15 protein-coding genes are annotated in these 17,016 nt (G+C 63.3%); 13 read left to right on the plus strand and 2 right to left on the minus strand.

Going from position 1 to position 17,016, the window contains the following annotated elements; genetic code table 11:
* Positions 1–7 precede the first annotated feature (7 nt).
* From C5J26_RS07115 to C5J26_RS07150, 8 genes are all read left to right on the plus strand, one after another.
* Positions 8–2,929, plus strand: coding sequence for a monovalent cation/H+ antiporter subunit A (locus C5J26_RS07115; RefSeq protein ID WP_105401428.1), 2,922 nt, complete (start codon positions 8–10; stop codon positions 2,927–2,929).
* Positions 2,929–3,267, plus strand: a complete 339-nt coding sequence (locus tag C5J26_RS07120; protein WP_046667993.1) for a Na+/H+ antiporter subunit C — start codon at positions 2,929–2,931, stop codon at positions 3,265–3,267. The genes C5J26_RS07115 and C5J26_RS07120 overlap by 1 nt, the downstream gene beginning before the upstream one ends.
* Entirely contained in the window at positions 3,264–4,895 is a 1,632-nt protein-coding gene (locus C5J26_RS07125) for a monovalent cation/H+ antiporter subunit D (protein WP_105401147.1), read from the plus strand. Before C5J26_RS07120 ends, C5J26_RS07125 begins: the two co-directional genes overlap by 4 nt.
* The gene (locus C5J26_RS07130) at positions 4,895–5,371 is read left to right on the plus strand and encodes a Na+/H+ antiporter subunit E (RefSeq protein WP_105401148.1); all 477 of its coding nucleotides are present in this window, start codon (positions 4,895–4,897) and stop codon (positions 5,369–5,371) included. Before C5J26_RS07125 ends, C5J26_RS07130 begins: the two co-directional genes overlap by 1 nt.
* Positions 5,368–5,649 carry a K+/H+ antiporter subunit F gene (locus C5J26_RS07135; RefSeq protein ID WP_046636911.1) on the plus strand — a complete coding sequence of 94 codons (282 nt, stop codon included), beginning with the start codon at positions 5,368–5,370 and terminating at the stop codon, positions 5,647–5,649. Before C5J26_RS07130 ends, C5J26_RS07135 begins: the two co-directional genes overlap by 4 nt.
* The gene (mnhG, locus tag C5J26_RS07140; protein WP_205412813.1) at positions 5,646–6,047 is read left to right on the plus strand and encodes a monovalent cation/H(+) antiporter subunit G; all 402 of its coding nucleotides are present in this window, start codon (positions 5,646–5,648) and stop codon (positions 6,045–6,047) included. Before C5J26_RS07135 ends, mnhG begins: the two co-directional genes overlap by 4 nt.
* A gap of 147 nt (positions 6,048–6,194) precedes the next feature.
* Positions 6,195–7,598 (plus strand): PLP-dependent aminotransferase family protein, encoded by a 1,404-nt coding sequence (locus C5J26_RS07145; RefSeq protein ID WP_105401149.1) that lies wholly within the window; start codon positions 6,195–6,197, stop codon positions 7,596–7,598.
* Positions 7,599–7,726: 128 nt separating this feature from the next.
* Positions 7,727–8,110 (plus strand): DUF983 domain-containing protein, encoded by a 384-nt coding sequence (locus C5J26_RS07150; protein WP_105401430.1) that lies wholly within the window; start codon positions 7,727–7,729, stop codon positions 8,108–8,110.
* Positions 8,111–8,116: 6 nt separating this feature from the next.
* On the opposite strand, the gene C5J26_RS07155 is transcribed toward C5J26_RS07150, so the two are convergent.
* Positions 8,117–9,262 carry an NAD(P)-binding domain-containing protein gene (locus tag C5J26_RS07155; RefSeq protein ID WP_205412812.1) on the minus strand — a complete coding sequence of 382 codons (1,146 nt, stop codon included), beginning with the start codon at positions 9,260–9,262 and terminating at the stop codon, positions 8,117–8,119.
* Positions 9,263–9,472: 210 nt separating this feature from the next.
* Between C5J26_RS07155 and recQ the strand changes: the two genes are divergently transcribed.
* Complete coding sequence (gene recQ / locus C5J26_RS07160) at positions 9,473–11,332, plus strand: DNA helicase RecQ (protein WP_105401150.1); 1,860 nt, start codon at positions 9,473–9,475, stop codon at positions 11,330–11,332.
* A 14-nt stretch (positions 11,333–11,346) separates the two neighbouring features.
* Here recQ and C5J26_RS07165 read toward each other — a convergent pair whose 3' ends face one another.
* Positions 11,347–12,501 (minus strand): ROK family transcriptional regulator, encoded by a 1,155-nt coding sequence (locus C5J26_RS07165; RefSeq protein ID WP_105401151.1) that lies wholly within the window; start codon positions 12,499–12,501, stop codon positions 11,347–11,349.
* 211 nt (positions 12,502–12,712) lie between these two features.
* Between C5J26_RS07165 and C5J26_RS07170 the strand changes: the two genes are divergently transcribed.
* The 4 genes from C5J26_RS07170 to C5J26_RS07185 all read left to right on the plus strand — a co-directional run bounded on the left by C5J26_RS07170 (position 12,713) and on the right by C5J26_RS07185 (position 17,009).
* Positions 12,713–14,020, plus strand: coding sequence for an extracellular solute-binding protein (locus C5J26_RS07170; protein WP_105401432.1), 1,308 nt, complete (start codon positions 12,713–12,715; stop codon positions 14,018–14,020).
* A 68-nt stretch (positions 14,021–14,088) separates the two neighbouring features.
* Positions 14,089–14,979: a carbohydrate ABC transporter permease gene (locus C5J26_RS07175; protein ID WP_105401152.1), complete on the plus strand. Its 891-nt coding sequence runs from the start codon at positions 14,089–14,091 to the stop codon at positions 14,977–14,979.
* Between the two features lie 3 nt (positions 14,980–14,982).
* Positions 14,983–15,900 (plus strand): ABC transporter permease subunit, encoded by a 918-nt coding sequence (locus C5J26_RS07180; RefSeq protein ID WP_105401153.1) that lies wholly within the window; start codon positions 14,983–14,985, stop codon positions 15,898–15,900.
* A gap of 2 nt (positions 15,901–15,902) precedes the next feature.
* Entirely contained in the window at positions 15,903–17,009 is a 1,107-nt protein-coding gene (locus C5J26_RS07185; protein WP_105401154.1) for an ABC transporter ATP-binding protein, read from the plus strand.
* Positions 17,010–17,016: the final 7 nt, after the last annotated feature.

The raw sequence follows: 17,016 nt of genomic DNA on the forward strand, positions 1-17,016 counted from the left end.
CATTGGGATAACGTCAGGACCATATCTTCTTCTTTTCCTGCTGGTCCTGCCTTTTCTCGGAAGCCTGGTCTCCGTATCTCTGCTGCGAACCCGTTCGCGCGTGCTGCCGTCCTGGGTGGCCGGCGCCACCGCGCTCCTCTCCCTGTTGATCGTCGCGTCCTTCTATCCAAGCGTCACCAATGGCGGCGTGCTGCGCTTCGAGGGCACTTGGCTGCCGCAGCTCGGCCTCAACTTCACTCTTCGGATGGACGGTTTCGCCTGGCTCTTCTCCATGCTGATTGCCGGCATCGGCTTTCTCGTGGTCGTTTACGCCCGCTATTACATGTCGGAAGACGATCCGGTTCCGCGCTTCTTCTCCTTCCTTCTCGCCTTCATGGGCGCGATGCTCGGCATCGTCATCTCAGGCAATGTCATTCTGCTGTCGGTGTTCTGGGAGCTGACCAGCATCTTCTCCTTCCTGCTGATCAGCTACTGGCACAACAATGCCGCGGCCCGCGACGGCGCCCGCATGGCATTGACGATCACCGGGATCGGCGGTTTCTGCCTGCTGATCGGGTTGCTTCTGCTCGGCAACATCGTCGGCAGCTACGACCTCGACAAGATATTGGTCGCCGGCGACGTCATCCGCGGCCATTCCCTCTATGTGCCGGCCCTGGTCTTCATCCTGCTCGGCGCATTGACCAAGAGCGCACAGTTCCCCTTCCATTTCTGGCTGCCCAATGCCATGTCGGCGCCGACCCCGGTCTCGGCCTTCCTGCATTCGGCGACCATGGTGAAGGCGGGCGTCTTCCTGCTGGTGCGGTTCTGGCCGGCCCTGTCGGGAACCTACGAATGGTTCTACCTGGTCGGGCTGGCGGGCATCATCACGCTGGTGCTCGGCGCCTATTTCGCGATGTTCCAGCAGGACCTGAAGGGCCTGCTCGCCTATTCGACGATCAGCCATCTCGGCCTCATCACCACGCTCTTAAGCCTCGGCAGTCCGCTCGCGACCGTCGCGGCGATCTTCCACATGGTCAACCACGCGACCTTCAAGGCGTCGCTGTTCATGGCCGCCGGCATCATTGACCACGAGACCGGCACGCGCGACATGCGACGATTGAGCGGGCTTTTCCGGTATCTGCCGATCACCGGCACGCTTGCCATGGTGGCGAGTGCGGCGATGGCGGGCGTTCCTTTGCTGAACGGCTTCCTGTCGAAGGAAATGTTCTTCGCGGAAGCGGTCGAAACCCACGCGGATTCCATCCTCGACCGCATCCTCCCCTATGTGGCGACCCTCGCCAGCGCCTTCAGCGTCGCCTATTCGCTGCGCTTCATCCACACGGTGTTCTTCGGCCCGCCGCCGACGGACCTGCCCAAGCCGAAGCCTCATGAGCCGCCGCGCTGGATGCGTTTTCCCATCGACCTTCTCGTCGTCGCCTGCCTGATCGTCGGGATCATTCCGGCGATTTCGATCGGACCTTTCCTGCATACCGCCGTCGTCAGCGTGCTGGGTCCGGAGACCCCGGAATACAGCCTTTCCATCTGGCACGGCGTCAACCTGCCGCTGATCATGAGCGCCATCGCACTCGTCGGTGGCACGCTGCTCTATCTCTCGCTGCGCAAATATCTCGCGACCTGCGAGGACGGCCCGCCGATATTGCGCAACCTGAAGGGCCAGCGCATCTTCGAGCGGGTTCTTGTGGAAGTGTCCTGGCGCTGGGCTCGCTCGCTCGAACGCCGCTTCGGCACCCGCAATCTCCAGCCGCAGCTTCGCTGGGTGGTGGCGACCGGTTTCCTCGCCGGGCTCCTGCCGCTCTATCTCTCCGGTTTCGAAACCCGCGACATCGCCTTTTCCGGCATCGATCCAGCCTTTGCCGCGATCTGGCTGCTTGGCATCTGCCTCGCCTTCGGCACCGCATATCTCGCCAAATACCATCGGCTTGCGGCCCTCGTCATGCTCGGCGGCGTCGGGCTGATCGTCTGCATCACCTTCGTCTGGCTGTCGGCGCCGGATCTCGCCATCACCCAGCTCCTCGTCGAGATCGTCACTACCGTCCTCATCCTTCTCGGCCTGCGCTGGCTGCCGAAGCGGACGGAGGGACTGGCCGAGTCCATCACCCTGCGCGCTCGTTTCCGCCGCTTCCGGGACCTGGCGCTCGCCGTCGTCTGCGGCATCGGCATGACCTTCATCGCCTATGCCGTCATGACCATGCCGGTGCCGGATACGATCGCCAACTATTTCCTCGAGAACGCCTATTCGCAGGGCGGCGGGCGCAATGTCGTCAACGTCATCCTGGTGGATTTCCGCGGCTTCGATACGCTCGGCGAGATCGCCGTGCTCGGCGTCGTGGCGCTGACGGTGTTCGCGCTGCTTCGCCGTTTCCGTCCCGCTGATGACAGCATGGATCTGCCGGAGCAGCAGCGGATCCAGAACAGTTTCGATGAGGATCGTCCGGAGCGTTCGGCCGGCGATACGGTGCGCGACTACCTGCTCGTGCCCTCGGTCATCATGACCTGGCTTTTCCCGGTGATCATCACCTTCGCCGTCTATATTTTCATGCGCGGTCACGACATGCCGGGCGGCGGTTTCTCGGCCGGGCTGACGCTGTCGATCGCCTTCCTGCTGCAATATCTGGCCGGCGGCACGCGCTGGGCGGAAGATCGCCTTCGCATTCTGCCATTGCGCTGGATGGGGGCGGGCATACTCACCGCCTCGGCGACGGGCATCGGCGCCTGGTTCTTCGGTTACCCGTTCCTGACCTCGCATTTCCAGTATGTCGAGCTGCCGCTGATCGGCAAGATGCCGGCCGCCACCGCGCTGCTCTTCGATCTCGGCGTGTTCTCGCTGGTGGTCGGCTCCACGGTCCTCATTCTCGTGGCGCTGGCGCACCAGTCGATCCGCATCAACCGCCTGCGGGCGATCGATGCGGCGCGGACGGAGGAGGGCTGATGGAACTTGTTCTTGCCACTGCAATCGGTGTGATGACGGGCTGCGGCGTCTGGCTGATCCTGCGCCCGCGCACCTATCAGGTCATCGTCGGCCTTTCGCTTCTCTCCTATGCTGTCAATCTCTTCATCTTCGGCGTCGGAGGCGTGAAGACCAATGTCCCGCCGATCCTCGTCGACGGCGTACCCAATTCGACGCTTGCAGATCCGGTGCCGCAGGCGCTGGTGCTGACGGCCATCGTCATCGGGTTCGCGACGACCGCGCTGTTCCTCGTCGTGCTGCTGGCCTCCCGAGGCTTGACCGGTACCGACCATGTCGACGGGAGGAACGATCCGAGATGAGCGGCTGGACCCATCACCTCATCATCGCGCCGATCCTGGTGCCGCTGGTCGTCGCCGCGCTCCTGCTGTTCTTCGACGAGCGCCAGCGCGTCGTAAAGGCGATGATCAGCCTTGCATCGACGCTGATCCTGGTTGCGGTCTCGCTCGCGCTGCTGCGGATCGAAAGCGGCCCGAACGATTTCGACGGCGTCTATCTTCTCGGAAACTGGGCGGCGCCGTTCGGCATCGTGCTGGTGCTCGATGCGCTGTCGGCGCTGATGCTGCTGCTGGCGGCGCTGCTCTCCGTCGCCGCGCTGGTCTTTTCGCTAGCCCGCTGGCATGCGGTCGGCGCGCATTTCCACACCATGTTCCAGCTTCTGCTGGTGGGGCTGAACGGCGCCTTCCTGACCGGCGACCTCTTCAACCTCTTCGTCTTCTTCGAGGTGATGCTGGCGGCGTCCTATGGATTGCTGCTGCACGGTTCCGGCCCGCTACGCGTCAAGGCGGGCATGCACTATATCGCCGTCAACCTTGCCGCAGCACTTCTGTTCCTGATCGGCGTGAGCCTGATCTACGGCACCGCCGGCACGCTCAACATGGCCGATCTTGCAGCCCGCATTCCCGATATCGAGCCGGACCGGCGGATGCTGATGGAAGCGGGAGCGGGCGTGCTCGGCATCGCCTTCCTCATCAAGGCGGGCATGTGGCCGCTCTGTTTCTGGCTGCCGACCGCCTATAGCGCCGCCTCCGCCCCGGTCGCCGGCATATTCGCGATCATGAGCAAGCTCGGCATCTACATCATCCTGCGGCTGACCATGCTGCTCTTCGGCGAAGGACCTTCCGCCGGTTTCGGTGCGGACGTGCTTCTCTACGGCGGCATCGCGACTCTGATCTTCGGCACGGTCGGCGTGCTGGCGTCGCAGGCGCTGGGAAGGCTTGCCGGTTTCTCGGTTCTGGTCTCGTCGGGCACGCTGCTGATGGTGCTCGGCATCAATGACGGGGCGATCTCGTCCGGCGCGCTGCTCTACCTCGTCAGCTCGACGCTGACGATCAGCGCCTTCTTCATGCTGATCGAACTGGTGGAACGCGGCCAGGATGCCGGTGCGATCGTGCTTGCCGTCACCATGGAGGCCTATGGCGACGCGGACGACGACGAGCCAGAGGAGGGCGACGGCGTCACCATGCCGGGCACGATGGCAATCCTCGGCATCTGCTTTGCCGCCTGCGGTATCCTGCTCTCCGGCCTGCCGCCGCTTTCCGGCTTTATCGCCAAGTTCGCGATGCTGTCGGCGATGATGGGGACGGGGGCAATCGGCGTGCCGCCGACGGCGGCCGTCTGGGTTCTGGTCACCCTGGTTATTCTCTCCGGCATCGCCGCGCTGATTTCGATGACGCGCGCCGGCATCCGCACTTTCTGGAGCTCGCTCGAAGGAACCGTGCCGCGCGTCCTCGTCATCGAGATCGTGCCGGTGATGTTCCTGCTTTTCCTGACGCTGGCTTTGACTGTCCAGGCAGGCCCCGCGATGCAGTACATGGACACTACGATCCGCAGCCTCAGCAATCCGAGGATCTATATCGACGCAGTGCGTAACGCAGCGCCCGTTGCCGATTATGACGGCGTCTCCTCGACCAACGCAGGGAGCAAGTGATGCTGCCCTATCCGCTGCTCACCTTGTTGCTGATCCTGATGTGGCTGCTGCTCAACGGCTTCACGCGCGGCCATCTCGTGCTTGGCGTCCTGGTCGCCGTCTTCGCTTCATGGGCGATGGCGTCGCTGCGCCCGGACAAGCCGAGGCTCGTCAAATGGTACCTGCTGCCGAAATTGTTCGGGATCGTGCTCTACGATATCGTCAAATCAAATATCGCGGTGGCGAGGATTATTCTCAGGAGCGGCCGGCGCAGCCACAATCCGGGCTTCCTGACCGTCCCGCTGGACATCGAGAACCACACGGCGATTGCGGTACTCGCCGTGGTGCTGACCAGCACGCCGGGATCGGCCTGGCTGGAATACGATTCCAACGACCGGACAGTGCTGCTGCATGTGCTCGATATCGACAACGAGGCGGAGTGGCGGGATACGATCAAGAACAGGTATGAGAAGCTGCTGATGGAGATATTCGCATGAGCGCCATCATTCTCTTCAGTGCGGTTTCGATCGCGCAACTGATGCTGGCCGCGGCGATGGCGATCGCCTCGCTGCGCATGTTCCGGGGCCCAAGGGCACAGGACCGCATCATCGGCCTCGACACGCTCTACATCAACGCGATGCTGCTCCTGGTGACCTTCGGTATCGGCACGGGCCGCGTGATCTATTTCGAGGCAGCGCTGGTCATGGGCATGCTGGGCTTCGTGGCGACTGTGGCGCTCGCGAAATTCCTGATGCGCGGGGAGGTGATCGAATGATGCAGTCTGCCGCCGACATGCCCGTGTGGGCAGCGATTGCGGTCGCGTTTTTCCTGCTGATCGGCTCCGGCCTGGCGCTGATCGGTGCGATCGGCTTCCTGCGCCTGCCGACATTCTACGAGCGCATCCATGCCCCGACGCTCGGCACCAGCTGGGGGATCGGCGGCGTCATGCTGGCCTCGATGATCTTCTTCACGGTGTCCTCGGGGCGTCCAGTCTTCCACGAACTCCTGATCGGCATCTTCGTCACGGTGACGACGCCGATTACCTTCATGCTGCTCGCCCGCGCGGCTCTCCACCGCGACCGTGCGGAAGGCAACGGCAATGTTCCGGACAAGCCGAACAGGAGCCAACCCGCCGGGGAGGATTTGGGCGAGAGCGATCCCCGGAAAGGGTAGGGCGCTCCAGCTGGGCGGCGAAAGTGGGCGGCAATCGCCGACATCTCTGATCTGCGGGCTGCGGCGCGATGGCCGCTTTTTTCCTGATGACAGACTCACTGAGCAACAATATACAGTCAATCCAGGACTAACTATCGGACGTCATGGATGAAGACCTGGAAGCCTGACCTTACCCGCAGCCGCTCCCCGCGCTACATGGCGATCGCCGATGTCATCGAGATGGATTTGCGGAGCGGCAACCTCGTGATCGGTGATCGATTGCCGCCGCAGCGCGAGCTGGCCAAGGTGCTCAACGTCGACTTCACCACCGTAGCGCGCGGCTATCTGGAAGCCCAGAAGCGTGGTCTGGTCAGTTCGCATGTCGGGCGCGGCACCTTCGTGACCGGCGGTGCCGACAAGGAGCGCCGGGGTTTCGTCTCCGACGCCGCGCCGGATCCGCGCCGGGCCTCGATCGTTGATTTTTCCATGAACATGCCGCCGGAGCCGGACGATCCGGAACTGATTGGCCGGATGCAAGGCGGGCTGACCACCGTCGCCACCAACCTCGTGCCTTTGCTGCGTTATCAGAGTTTCGGTGGTGCCGGCGTCGACAAGGAGGCGGCGGCGGTTTGGCTCGGCCGGCGCGGCCTGGTTCCGTCGCAGGAGCGTATCTTCCTCACCCCCGGCGCGCATCCGGCGCTGCTGGCGATCTTCGGCATGCTGGCAAAGCCGGGCGAGACCGTGCTGTCTGAGAACATCACCTATCCCGGTATGCGCTCGATCGCAGCACAACTGCGACTGACCCTTGTCGGCCTGCCGATGGATGACGAGGGCATTCTGCCGGCAGCCTTTGCCGAGGCCTGCGAGAAGAAGAAGCCGAAGGCACTCTATCTCAATCCGATCCTGCAGAACCCGATGACGCTGACCGTTCCGGAACGGCGTCGCGAGGAGATCTGCGCCGTGGCGCGAAAATATGGCGTGCCGATCGTCGAGGACGATGCCTACGGCTTCATTCCCCTGCGCGCGCCGGCACCGCTGGCGGCGATCGCTCCGGACCTGACCTGGCATGTCGGCGGGCTTTCCAAATCTCTCGGCGCCGGCCTCAGGCTCGCCTATGTCGTCGCCCCGGATACCAGGGCCGCGTGGCCCTTCGTCAGCGCCATGCGCGCCAACAACGTCATGGCATCGCCGCTGTCGGCAGCGCTCGCCACCCGTTGGATCGAGGACGGCACGGCCGACAACATCCTGCACTTCGTCAGGACCGAAGCGATGGCCCGCCAGGCGCTGGTCGCAAACATACTGCCGGAGGGCAGCTATCGCGGCGACCCGCTCAGCTTCAACATCTGGCTGCCGTTGGCACAGGGCTGGACCCGCTCGACGTTCGGCAGCCACATGCGTTCCGCCGGCATCGGCGTTGTGGCGAGCGACGCCTTCTGCGTCGACGGCCCGGCACCGGAAGCGGTGCGCGTATGCCTCGGCGGTCCCATCCAGCGGCCGGCGCTCGAGGCTGCCCTGGAATTCATGGGACATGCGCTGCAAAGCTCGCCCGAAATGGCCGGCTCCTTCTTCTGATCTCTCCACTCTGCGATCCATGGCCGGAACGCCTGCGGCATTCTGGCTAATCGACTCATTGAATGCATCAATTTATATAATGAGTGCAATCAATTGACGATTTGATCGCTTTGCTCCCAAGGACGATGATCATGGATCACGAATGGCCTCCTCTCCCTCCCATGCAGACCGGTATCCGCGGGCGCTGCCCACGTTGTGGTCAGGGGCATCTGTTCAACGGCTTCCTGACGCTCAGCCGGAAATGCGAATCCTGCGGACTGGATTATTCCTTCGCCGACCCCGCAGACGGTCCGGCCTTCTTCGTGATGTGCTTTGCCTGCGTGCCGAGCGTGCTTCTCGGCGTCTGGCTGGAAGTGCAGTATCAGCCGGCCTGGTGGGTTCACCTGCTGGTAACATTGCCCTTCATGCTTCTCACCTGCATCCCGCCGCTTCGGCCGCTGAAGGGTTGGCTGGTGGCGAGCCAGTATTTCTACAAGGCGGAAGAAGGAAAGCTGGTGAGACGCGCCAGCTAGGTCGCATCATTTGCCGAGATTGACTGGAGCGTCGAGGAAAGCTTTCAATTCCCGCGCGGCTGCGCTGCCTGCACGGTTCGCCCCGATCGTCGAAGCAGATGGGCCGTAGCCGACCAGGTGGATGCGCGGGTCCTTGGCGACCTGCGTCGCCAGCCGACCGGTCATCAGGATGCCGCCGCTCGCCTCGCGCAGTTGCAGCGGGGCGAGGTGATCGAGCGAGCTGCGAAAGCCCGTGCACCAGAGGATCACATCGGCCCGTTGCTCGGAGCCATCCGCCCAGCGTATCCCGTGTTCGGTGATCTCGGAAAACATCGGCAACCTTTTCAGCGTGCCCCGTTCGCGCGCCGCCTGGATCGCCGGCGTGACGGGCAGGCCGGTCACCGAAACCACTGAACCCGGCGGAAGGCCCTGGCGGACACGATCTTCCACCAAAGCCACAGCCGCGCGTCCCACCTCCGGGGTGAACGGCTCGTCGCGGAATTGCGGCTCCCGTCGCGTCACCCAGGTGGTCGAGGTGACGTGGGAGATCTCGTCGAGCAACTGGATCGCCGAAATCCCGCCGCCGACCACGACGACATGCAGGCCAGAAAATTCCTCGGCGGTGCGATAATCGCGCGTATGGAGCTGCCGCCCATGGAAACGGTCAGCGCCGGGATAGTCGGGGATGTAAGGCGATTCCCATGTGCCGGTGGCATTGATCAAGCCCCGCGCCGAAAAGGCGCCGCGGTCGGTTTCGACCCTCAACCGATCGCCCCTCGGGCAGACGACCGTCACCTTGACGGGACGATGGACGCGCAGATCGAAGGCGGCTTCGTAGGCCGCAAAATATTGCGGCACGGCGACCGACGCCTTCACCAGATTGGCTGAAGTATCGACCACCTCCTCGAACCGCATTCCGGGGAGATCATGCACGCGGTTGGCGGTGGCCAGCGTCAAAGAAGGCCAGCGAAACTGCCAGGCACCGCCAGGCTCCGGAGACTGGTCGAAGACCACGAAATCCTTGTCCGGCGCAAGGCCGAGCTTGCGCAGGTGATAGGCCGAGGACAGGCCCGCCTGGCCGGCTCCGATCACGACGATATCGACCTTGACTGCCACCCGGGCGTGCTCGGGTCCTTTGTCAGCGAGGTGATCCGGTTCGGGGTCTGCGGCCATGCGGAATATCCATGCCAGTGACGGGGCGAGGGGCGGGCAGACAAGGCTTATACGGCCGCGAAAGACGCTTCAAGCAAAACGGGCCGCAGGGGCGCCGGGAGAATTGCCGGGCCTCAATTCATATAGGGACACCCATGGTCGAGTGCCCAGGTGCTCGCTCTGGCCGCCGGACCTGTGCCATAGTGCGGTCCTTCCGACGAAAGCGATTCCATGCCACCGACCCCAGACCGCATCGATCCCCTGTTTGACAGACAAGGCACGAAAAACCCGCTCGACGTGCTGAAGCGCGTCTACGGCTATTCGTCGTTCCGGGGCAAACAAGCGGCTGTCGTCGAGCAGGTCGTATCGGGCGGCGATGCCGTGGTGCTGTTTCCGACCGGTGCGGGCAAATCGCTCTGCTTCCAGATCCCCGCCCTCTGCCGTGACGGCGTCGGCATTGTCGTTTCGCCGCTGATCGCCCTGATGCGCGACCAGGTGGAGGCGCTGAAACAGCTCGGCGTGCGCGCCGCCGCCCTCAATTCCTCGCTGACGCGCGAAGAATTCGTCGACGTCCGCCGGGCGATCACAAACGGCGATCTCGATCTTCTCTATGTGACCCCCGAGCGCATCGTCACGCCGGCCTTCAAGGAGATGATCGGCAATGCGAGGATCGCGTTGTTCGCGATCGACGAGGCGCACTGCGTCTCGCAATGGGGCCACGACTTCCGCCCGGAATATCGCGAGCTCGGCCATCTCGCGGAATATTATCCAGGCGTGCCGCGCATGGCGCTGACGGCGACCGCCGATCCACACACCCGCGAAGATATCATCGACAAGCTTGCGCTCCGCTCGGCGGAGGTGTTCACCACTTCTTTCGACCGACCGAACATCGCCTATGAGATCGTCGAGCGGGACCAGCCGCGCCAGCAGCTCCTGCGTTTTCTCTCCCGCCACAAGGGTTCGAGCGGCATCGTCTATTGCCTGTCGCGCGCCAAGGTCGAGGATACCGCCGAGTGGCTGAACGGGCAGGGTATTCGCGCGCTCGCCTACCACGCGGGCATGGATCGCAGCATGCGCGATGCCAATCAGGACGCGTTCCTGAAGGAAGAGGACCTCTGCCTGGTCGCCACCGTCGCCTTCGGCATGGGCATCGACAAGCCGAACGTGCGTTATGTCGCCCATCTCGATCTGCCCGGTTCGGTCGAGGCCTATTACCAGGAGACCGGCCGCGCCGGGCGTGACGGCCTGCCGTCCGATGTCTGGATGGCCTATGGCATGGCTGACGTCATCCAGCGCGGCCGGATGATCGACGGCGGCACGTCGGGCGATGACATCAAACGGGTCGAGCGCGCCAAGCTCAATGCGCTGCTCGGCATCTGCGAAACGCCGGGCTGCCGAAGGCAGGCGATCCTCGCTCATTTCGGCGAGGCGCATGGCGGCGAGTGCGGCAACTGCGACACCTGCCTCAAGCCGGTCGAAACTTGGGACGGAACCGAGGCCGCCATCAAGGCGCTGGCGGCGATCTACCGGACTGGCGAACGTTTCGGCACCGGCCACCTGATCGACGTGTTGCTCGGGAACCGGAACGAGAAGACCACGCGCTTCGGCCATGCGGACATGCCTGTCTTCGGCGTCGGCAAGGATATTCCGTCGAAGACCTGGCAATCGGTCTATCGCCAGCTCCTCGCCGCCGGCTTCGTCAGCGTCGATCATGAGGCGTTCGGCGCGCTGAAGCTGGAAGAGGGCGCGCGCGCCGTTTTCAAGCGCGAACGCGAGGTCCGTTTCCGCAAGGACCGCCCGACGACGGGCAAGGCATCGCGAAGCGCATCGCCGAGCGCGGCAAACGCAAGATCTGCGTTGGAAGGGTCCGATGCCGAACTCTTCGAGGCACTGCGCGTCGCGCGCCTGGGGATTGCCAAGGAGCTTTCGGTGCCGCCCTATGTCGTTTTTCCGGATACGACCCTGGTCGCGTTTGCGACCGCCCGCCCGACGAGCCGCGACGCGCTGCTCGGCATTTCCGGGGTAGGGCAATCGAAGCTCGAGCGTTACGGCGACGCCTTCCTGGCGGTGATCCGGGCGCACGAGAGATAGGCAGCAACCGCGTATCAGTAGAACGTCGAGTGGAAAGGCGTGACCGCAGCCCCCATCGCCGATGCGTCGCTGGCGATCTCCGAAATGATCAGCTTTGGACTGGGGCGCGGTACGCCATAACGAGGGCGTCCGAAAATCTCCGTCCGGTCGATCATCATCTGCGCCAGGTCCGGCGGTACCTGCCCGCCGAAGACGATCGCCTGCGGATCGAAGATCGCCGAGATGGCATTGACCAGGCGATTGTAGGCCGGCGTGATTTCGTTCACCCATTCGGCAACACCTGGCCATTGCGGGTCGAAATGCCGGCGCATGTAAGTGATGGAGGGCACATCGACGCCATTGCGAACAAGCCGCTCGATGAGCAGCTGTAGCGCTGGTCGCCGCTGGTTTTCCTCTTGGTTGTAGATGCCTGAAAACTCGCCGGCATTGCCATTGCCGCCCAGCAGCAATTCGCCGTCGCTGACCAGCCCGCCGCCGAAACCGTAGTTGAAGCTGAGATAAGCGAAATGCTTGACGTAGCGGCCGGCACCGAACATCGACTCGGCGATGGCACCGGTATTGGCGCCGTTATGCACCCAAACCGGTTTGCTGAAAAACTCCGCCAGCAGCGGGCCGAGCTCGATCAGCGACCATTCATGCAGCGGCAGGGGCGCGTTGTAGCGGGTTCCTCCGACATGATAGCCCGCTATTGCAAAGCCGATGCCGAAAAGAGCCTCCGGGGACAGGTCGTTGAGTTTCTGTGCCTCCACGAGCCGTGTCCTGACCAGATCGAGAGACTGCGCCATCGTGTGTTCGCGCAGCGTCACGCTGCTTTCGGAGAGGATATTGCCGGCAAGGTCCATCAGGCAGATGCCGATAACGTCGGTATTGACCGAGATGCCGCAGGAATAGGCGTAGCGGGCGTTGAGGCGGATCGTCGGGCTCGGTTGCCCGCGGCCGACGCCAGGTTTTGGAGAGCCGAGCAAGACGACGCCGCGTTCCGCCAACTGGTCGATGATCCGATAGACCGATTGCTGGGTGAGGTCGGTATGATCGGTGACTTCGGATCGTGAAAGGCCGGGATAACGCCAGATGAGTTTGAGCAGGCTGCGCTCGTTCGGCGAAACGACGCCGTTTTCACCCGTGCGCAGGAACTGGGGCGGGATCAGAGCTTCGGGAAAATAGGCCACTGATCCACCTCCGTCGCCACAATTACCATGGAGGTGTAATAATTGCGGTTGCACACCGCCGTCTACCTCGCGTTTCCCTTTGCTTAGATGGAAATTCCTCTCGCGACAAGGGTGTAGCTCCGTCATCCAATTGTTACACATAAAGTGTAGTAATTCCGTCGTTCCGATGCCGATCCCACTCGGCCGATCCCCAAAACAGGCGAGGGCAATGATGAAGATTTCCATTTTGGCGGCGGCTGCCGCCCTGATGGCGGGCGCGTGTTCCGCGCAGGCCGCCAATATCGAGTTCTGGTACGGCAATACGGGCCCTGTCGAAACCGCGATCAAGACCCAGTGCGATGCTTTCAATGCCGCACAGACCCAGCACAAGGTCACCTGCGTCGGCCAGGGCAGCTACGAAGTGTCGATGCAGAAGGCGATCGCCGCCTTTCGCGCCAAGAACCATCCGGTGCTGATCCAGTTCTTCGACGCCGGCACGCTCGACCTGATGCTGTCGAACGCGGTCGTGCCGATCCAGGAAATCCTGCCCGACGTCAAATGGGACAATTACATCGCCGGCGCCCGCGCCTATTACGAAACGTCCGGCGGCAAGCTGTTCGCGCAGCCCTACAATGCCTCGACGCTGCTGTTCTATACGAATAGGACCGAACTCGAGAAGGCCGGCATCACACAGACCCCGATCACCTGGGAAGAGGTGATCGACGCCGCCCGCAAGCTGAAGGCCGCCGGCCATGCATGCCCGTTCGTCACCGATGGCGATACCTGGCGCGTGCTGGAGCAGTTCTCCGCCCGCCACGGCCTGCCGATCGCGTCCAGGCACAATGGTTATGACGGCCTCGACGCCGAATACGTCTTCAACACCACCTTCGCCGCCAAGCACCTCCAGAACCTGGTGGACTGGCGCAAGGAAGGCCTGGTCAAGCTCAACGCCGATACCAAGGCCGGCAATTACACCGCCGCCTTCAACGCCGGCGAATGCGCTATGATGGAAGGCTCCTCCGGCTCCTACGCCGCCTCCACCAAGGCTTTCGACGGCAAGTACCAGCTCACCGTCAACATGGCGCCGATGTACAAGGGCTACGAGCGCCACAACACGCTGGTGGGCGGCGCTTCGATCTACGTGATGAAGGGCCATGACCAGGCTCAAGTCGATGGCGCCAAGGCCTTCCTCGACTTCCTGCGCAAGCCGGAACAGCAGATGGCTTTCACCGCGGCGACCGGCTACGTCCCCGTCACCAACGACGTGCTCGAGGCGATCAACAAGAGCGGCGACGCGAAGGCCGCGAAATACGCGACGGCCGCAATCGGCATCGAGTCGATGAACCAGCCCCCGACCGCCGACAGCCGCGGTATTCGCCTCGGCTTCTACGTGCAGTTCCGCGAAATCTTCATGGAAGAGACCCAGAAGGCCTATGGCGGCCAGCAGACCATGCAGGTCTCGCTCGACAATGCCAAGAAGCGCGGCGACGAGCTGCTGCGCCGCTTCGAGCAGACCTACAAGGGCGTCAAGCTGCCTTGATCCAAGCTTGATCGGCGCGGGCGGGACAAAAACCTGTCCGTGCCGATCCCTCACTTCGGGCTTTTCTCATGACCTCTGAATCCACCCTCTTCAGCAATCGCTGGCTGCCGGCCCTGCTGGTCGCGCCGTTCATGCTGCTGATCGTCCTTTTCTTCTACGTGCCGATCTTCCAGGCCTTCTACTGGTCCTTCTTTCTCGAACAGCCGTTCGGCGGCGGTTCGATGTTCGTCGGCTTCGACAATTTCGCCCGCGTCCTTTCCGACCGGGAATTCTGGCAGGCAGGCTGGCGCACCATCCTGTTCATGGTGACCGGATCGTCGCTCGCCGTGCTGATCCCGCTGATCCTCGCGGTCGCCGCCGACCGGAAGATTCGCCTGTCGCTGCCGGCCCGCAATGTGCTGGTCTGGCCGAAGGGCGTCGCGGGCGCTTCGATCGGCGTCGTGTTCGCTTTCGTCTTCAATCCGTTCGTTGGCATCCTGGCACCGCTCAACCAGGCCTTTCCGGGCATCTGGGCGCCTGGCATCGACGGCACGGATGCCTTTATCACCCTGATCGCCGCGCATGTCTGGAGCGGTATCCCGTTCAATTTCGTCATCCTTCTGGCCGGGCTGCAATCGATCCCGCGCACCATGCACCAGGCGGCGGCGATGGACGGGGCAGGGCCCTGGCGGAGGATTTTTGACGTGCAATTGCCGCTGATCATGCCGCAGCTCTTCCTGACGCTGGTGCTGGAATTCACCGAAAGCGTCACCTCGGCCTTCGCGCTGATCGACACGATCACCCATGGCGGTCCGGGCGGCGCCACCACGCTGCTCGTCTACAAGATCTACAAGGACGGTTTCAGCGGTTACGACCTCTCCGGCGCCTCTACCCAGACCGCGATCCTGATGGTCTTCGTCATCCTTCTCACCGCCGCCCAGTTCGTCTTTCTCGGCCGGCGCATCAACTACGAGCGCTGACAGATGATCGAGAACGCACGCTCCCTCAACGTCGCCGCAAGCCTGGTCCTTTTGGTCGGCATGCTCTACATTCTAGGCCCGCTCTACCTGACGCTGGCGACGGCTTCGCAATCCTATGAATTCCTGCTGCGCAATGGGCTTGCCTGGTATCCCGGCGACCAGTTCCTGAACAATGCGGCGCGCATCTTCACCGAGACGCGCATCCCGATCCAGATGTTCAACAGCCTCGCCGTGGCGTTCAGCCTGGCGATCGTGACCTGCATCCTGTCCTTCCTGTCTGCCTATGCGATCGTCTATTTCCGCATTCGCTGGGCGGGCGTCGCCTTCGCATTGATCCTCGCCACCATCATGCTGCCGGTCGATATCCGCGTCATCACCACCTATCAGGTGGCGTCGAACATATTCTCACCGATCAATGCACTGCTCGACGTGACGGGCCTGAATGGTGTGATCGCGGAACTCTTCGGAGCGCCCGTCCAGCTCGAGTTGAGCGTTCTGAACACCCATTTCGGTCTCATCGCGCCGCTTGCCGCGCATGGCACCGGCACCTTCCTGTTCCGTCAGTTCTTCCGCACCCTGCCGGGTGATCTGTTCAAGGCTGCCCGCATGGACGGGGCGGGGCCGGTCCGCTTCATGTTCGATATCCTGCTGCCCCTGTCGCGCACCAGCTTCGCGGCGCTGTTCGTGCTGACCTTCCTGAGCGGCTGGACGCAGTATCTCTGGCCGCTTGTGGCCTCCTCGACGCCCGACATGCAGACCGCAGTCGTCGGCCTGGCGCGGCTGCTGCCGGATTCCGACGGCACCGTGCCCGACTTTCCGATGATCATGGCGGGCGCCGTGATCGTTTCCCTCGTGCCCCTCCTGATGATCGCGCTCTTACAGCGGTATCTGGTGCAGGGCCTCGTGCTTTCGGAGAAATAGCGATGAACGCCATAGATACAGCCATCCGCGCGGCCGCCGCGAGCATCACGGTCAAGGGCCTGACCAAGGCCTACGACGCCCAGACGGTGGTCATTCCGCCGATGGATGTCGAGCTCAAGGCCGGCGAATTCACGGTCGTGCTCGGTCCTTCCGGCTGCGGCAAGTCCACCCTGTTGCAGATGATCGCCGGGCTGGAACGGGTGAGCGGCGGCAAGATCCTCATCGGCGCCCGCGAGGTTCAGGACCTCGAACCGAAACATCGTGGCTGCGCCATGGTGTTCCAGAATTATGCGCTCTATCCGCACATGACGGTGTTCGAGAACATGGCTTACAGCCTGAAGGTCGCCGGCATGCAGAAGGCCGAGCGCACCGAGCGGGTAGCAGCAGTCGCAAAGATGCTCGGCCTTGCCGACTATCTGCAACGCAAGCCAGGACAGCTTTCCGGTGGCCAGCGCCAGCGCGTCGCGATCGGCCGCGCCATCGTGCGCGAACCCGGCGTGCTGCTGTTCGACGAGCCGCTGTCCAACCTCGATGCGCAGCTTCGCCACGACATGCGCGTCGAGCTTGCCGACCTGCACCGCCGCATCGGCGCCACCACCGTCTTCGTCACCCACGACCAGGTGGAGGCGATGACGCTCGCCGACCGTATCCTGATCCTCAACAAAGGCCGGATCGAACAGTTCGATACGCCGAAGGCCATCTATCACCATCCGGCCTCGGTCTTCGTCGCGAAATTCATCGGTGCCCCGCCGATGAATATCTTGTCCGTGACCGGAGATGGATCGGCGCTGCGGCTCGCCGACGGGCAGGTGGTGGCGAACGCCCCGCTGACCGGCGCCTACCAGCTCGGCCTCCGGCCTGAGGATATCGTCGTCGATGGCAAGGCGGACGGCCATGCGGTCAAGGCAAAACTCAGGTTCCGCGAGGATCTCGGCTCCCATTCGGTGCTGGCCGCCGATCTCGGCGGCTCGATCGTCCGCATCGCGACGCCCTTCGGCGCGGAGATTGCCGACCAGCTCGAACTTCATCTGAATTTCCCGACCTCGCGGCTGCATCTTTTCGATGCTGCGACGGGTCGGGCCATACCCGGTGCCTTCGGCGCCCAATGAAAGCCCG

This window comes from Neorhizobium sp. T7_12, from assembly GCF_002968535.1.
GTDB classification, from domain to species: domain Bacteria; phylum Pseudomonadota; class Alphaproteobacteria; order Rhizobiales; family Rhizobiaceae; genus Neorhizobium; species Neorhizobium tomejilense.

Coding starts and splice junctions, on each gene's coding strand:
- C5J26_RS07120 (WP_046667993.1), top strand. CDS start 2,929: ATGGAACTTGTTCTTGCCACTGCAATCGGTGTGATGACGGGCTGCGGC.
- C5J26_RS07125 (WP_105401147.1), top strand. CDS start 3,264: ATGAGCGGCTGGACCCATCACCTCATCATCGCGCCGATCCTGGTGCCG.
- C5J26_RS07130 (WP_105401148.1), top strand. CDS start 4,895: ATGCTGCCCTATCCGCTGCTCACCTTGTTGCTGATCCTGATGTGGCTG.
- C5J26_RS07135 (WP_046636911.1), top strand. CDS start 5,368: ATGAGCGCCATCATTCTCTTCAGTGCGGTTTCGATCGCGCAACTGATG.
- mnhG (WP_205412813.1), top strand. CDS start 5,646: ATGATGCAGTCTGCCGCCGACATGCCCGTGTGGGCAGCGATTGCGGTC.
- C5J26_RS07145 (WP_105401149.1), top strand. CDS start 6,195: ATGAAGACCTGGAAGCCTGACCTTACCCGCAGCCGCTCCCCGCGCTAC.
- C5J26_RS07155 (WP_205412812.1), bottom strand. CDS start 9,262: ATGGCCGCAGACCCCGAACCGGATCACCTCGCTGACAAAGGACCCGAG.
- recQ (WP_105401150.1), top strand. CDS start 9,473: ATGCCACCGACCCCAGACCGCATCGATCCCCTGTTTGACAGACAAGGC.
- C5J26_RS07170 (WP_105401432.1), top strand. CDS start 12,713: ATGAAGATTTCCATTTTGGCGGCGGCTGCCGCCCTGATGGCGGGCGCG.
- C5J26_RS07175 (WP_105401152.1), top strand. CDS start 14,089: ATGACCTCTGAATCCACCCTCTTCAGCAATCGCTGGCTGCCGGCCCTG.
- C5J26_RS07180 (WP_105401153.1), top strand. CDS start 14,983: ATGATCGAGAACGCACGCTCCCTCAACGTCGCCGCAAGCCTGGTCCTT.
- C5J26_RS07185 (WP_105401154.1), top strand. CDS start 15,903: ATGAACGCCATAGATACAGCCATCCGCGCGGCCGCCGCGAGCATCACG.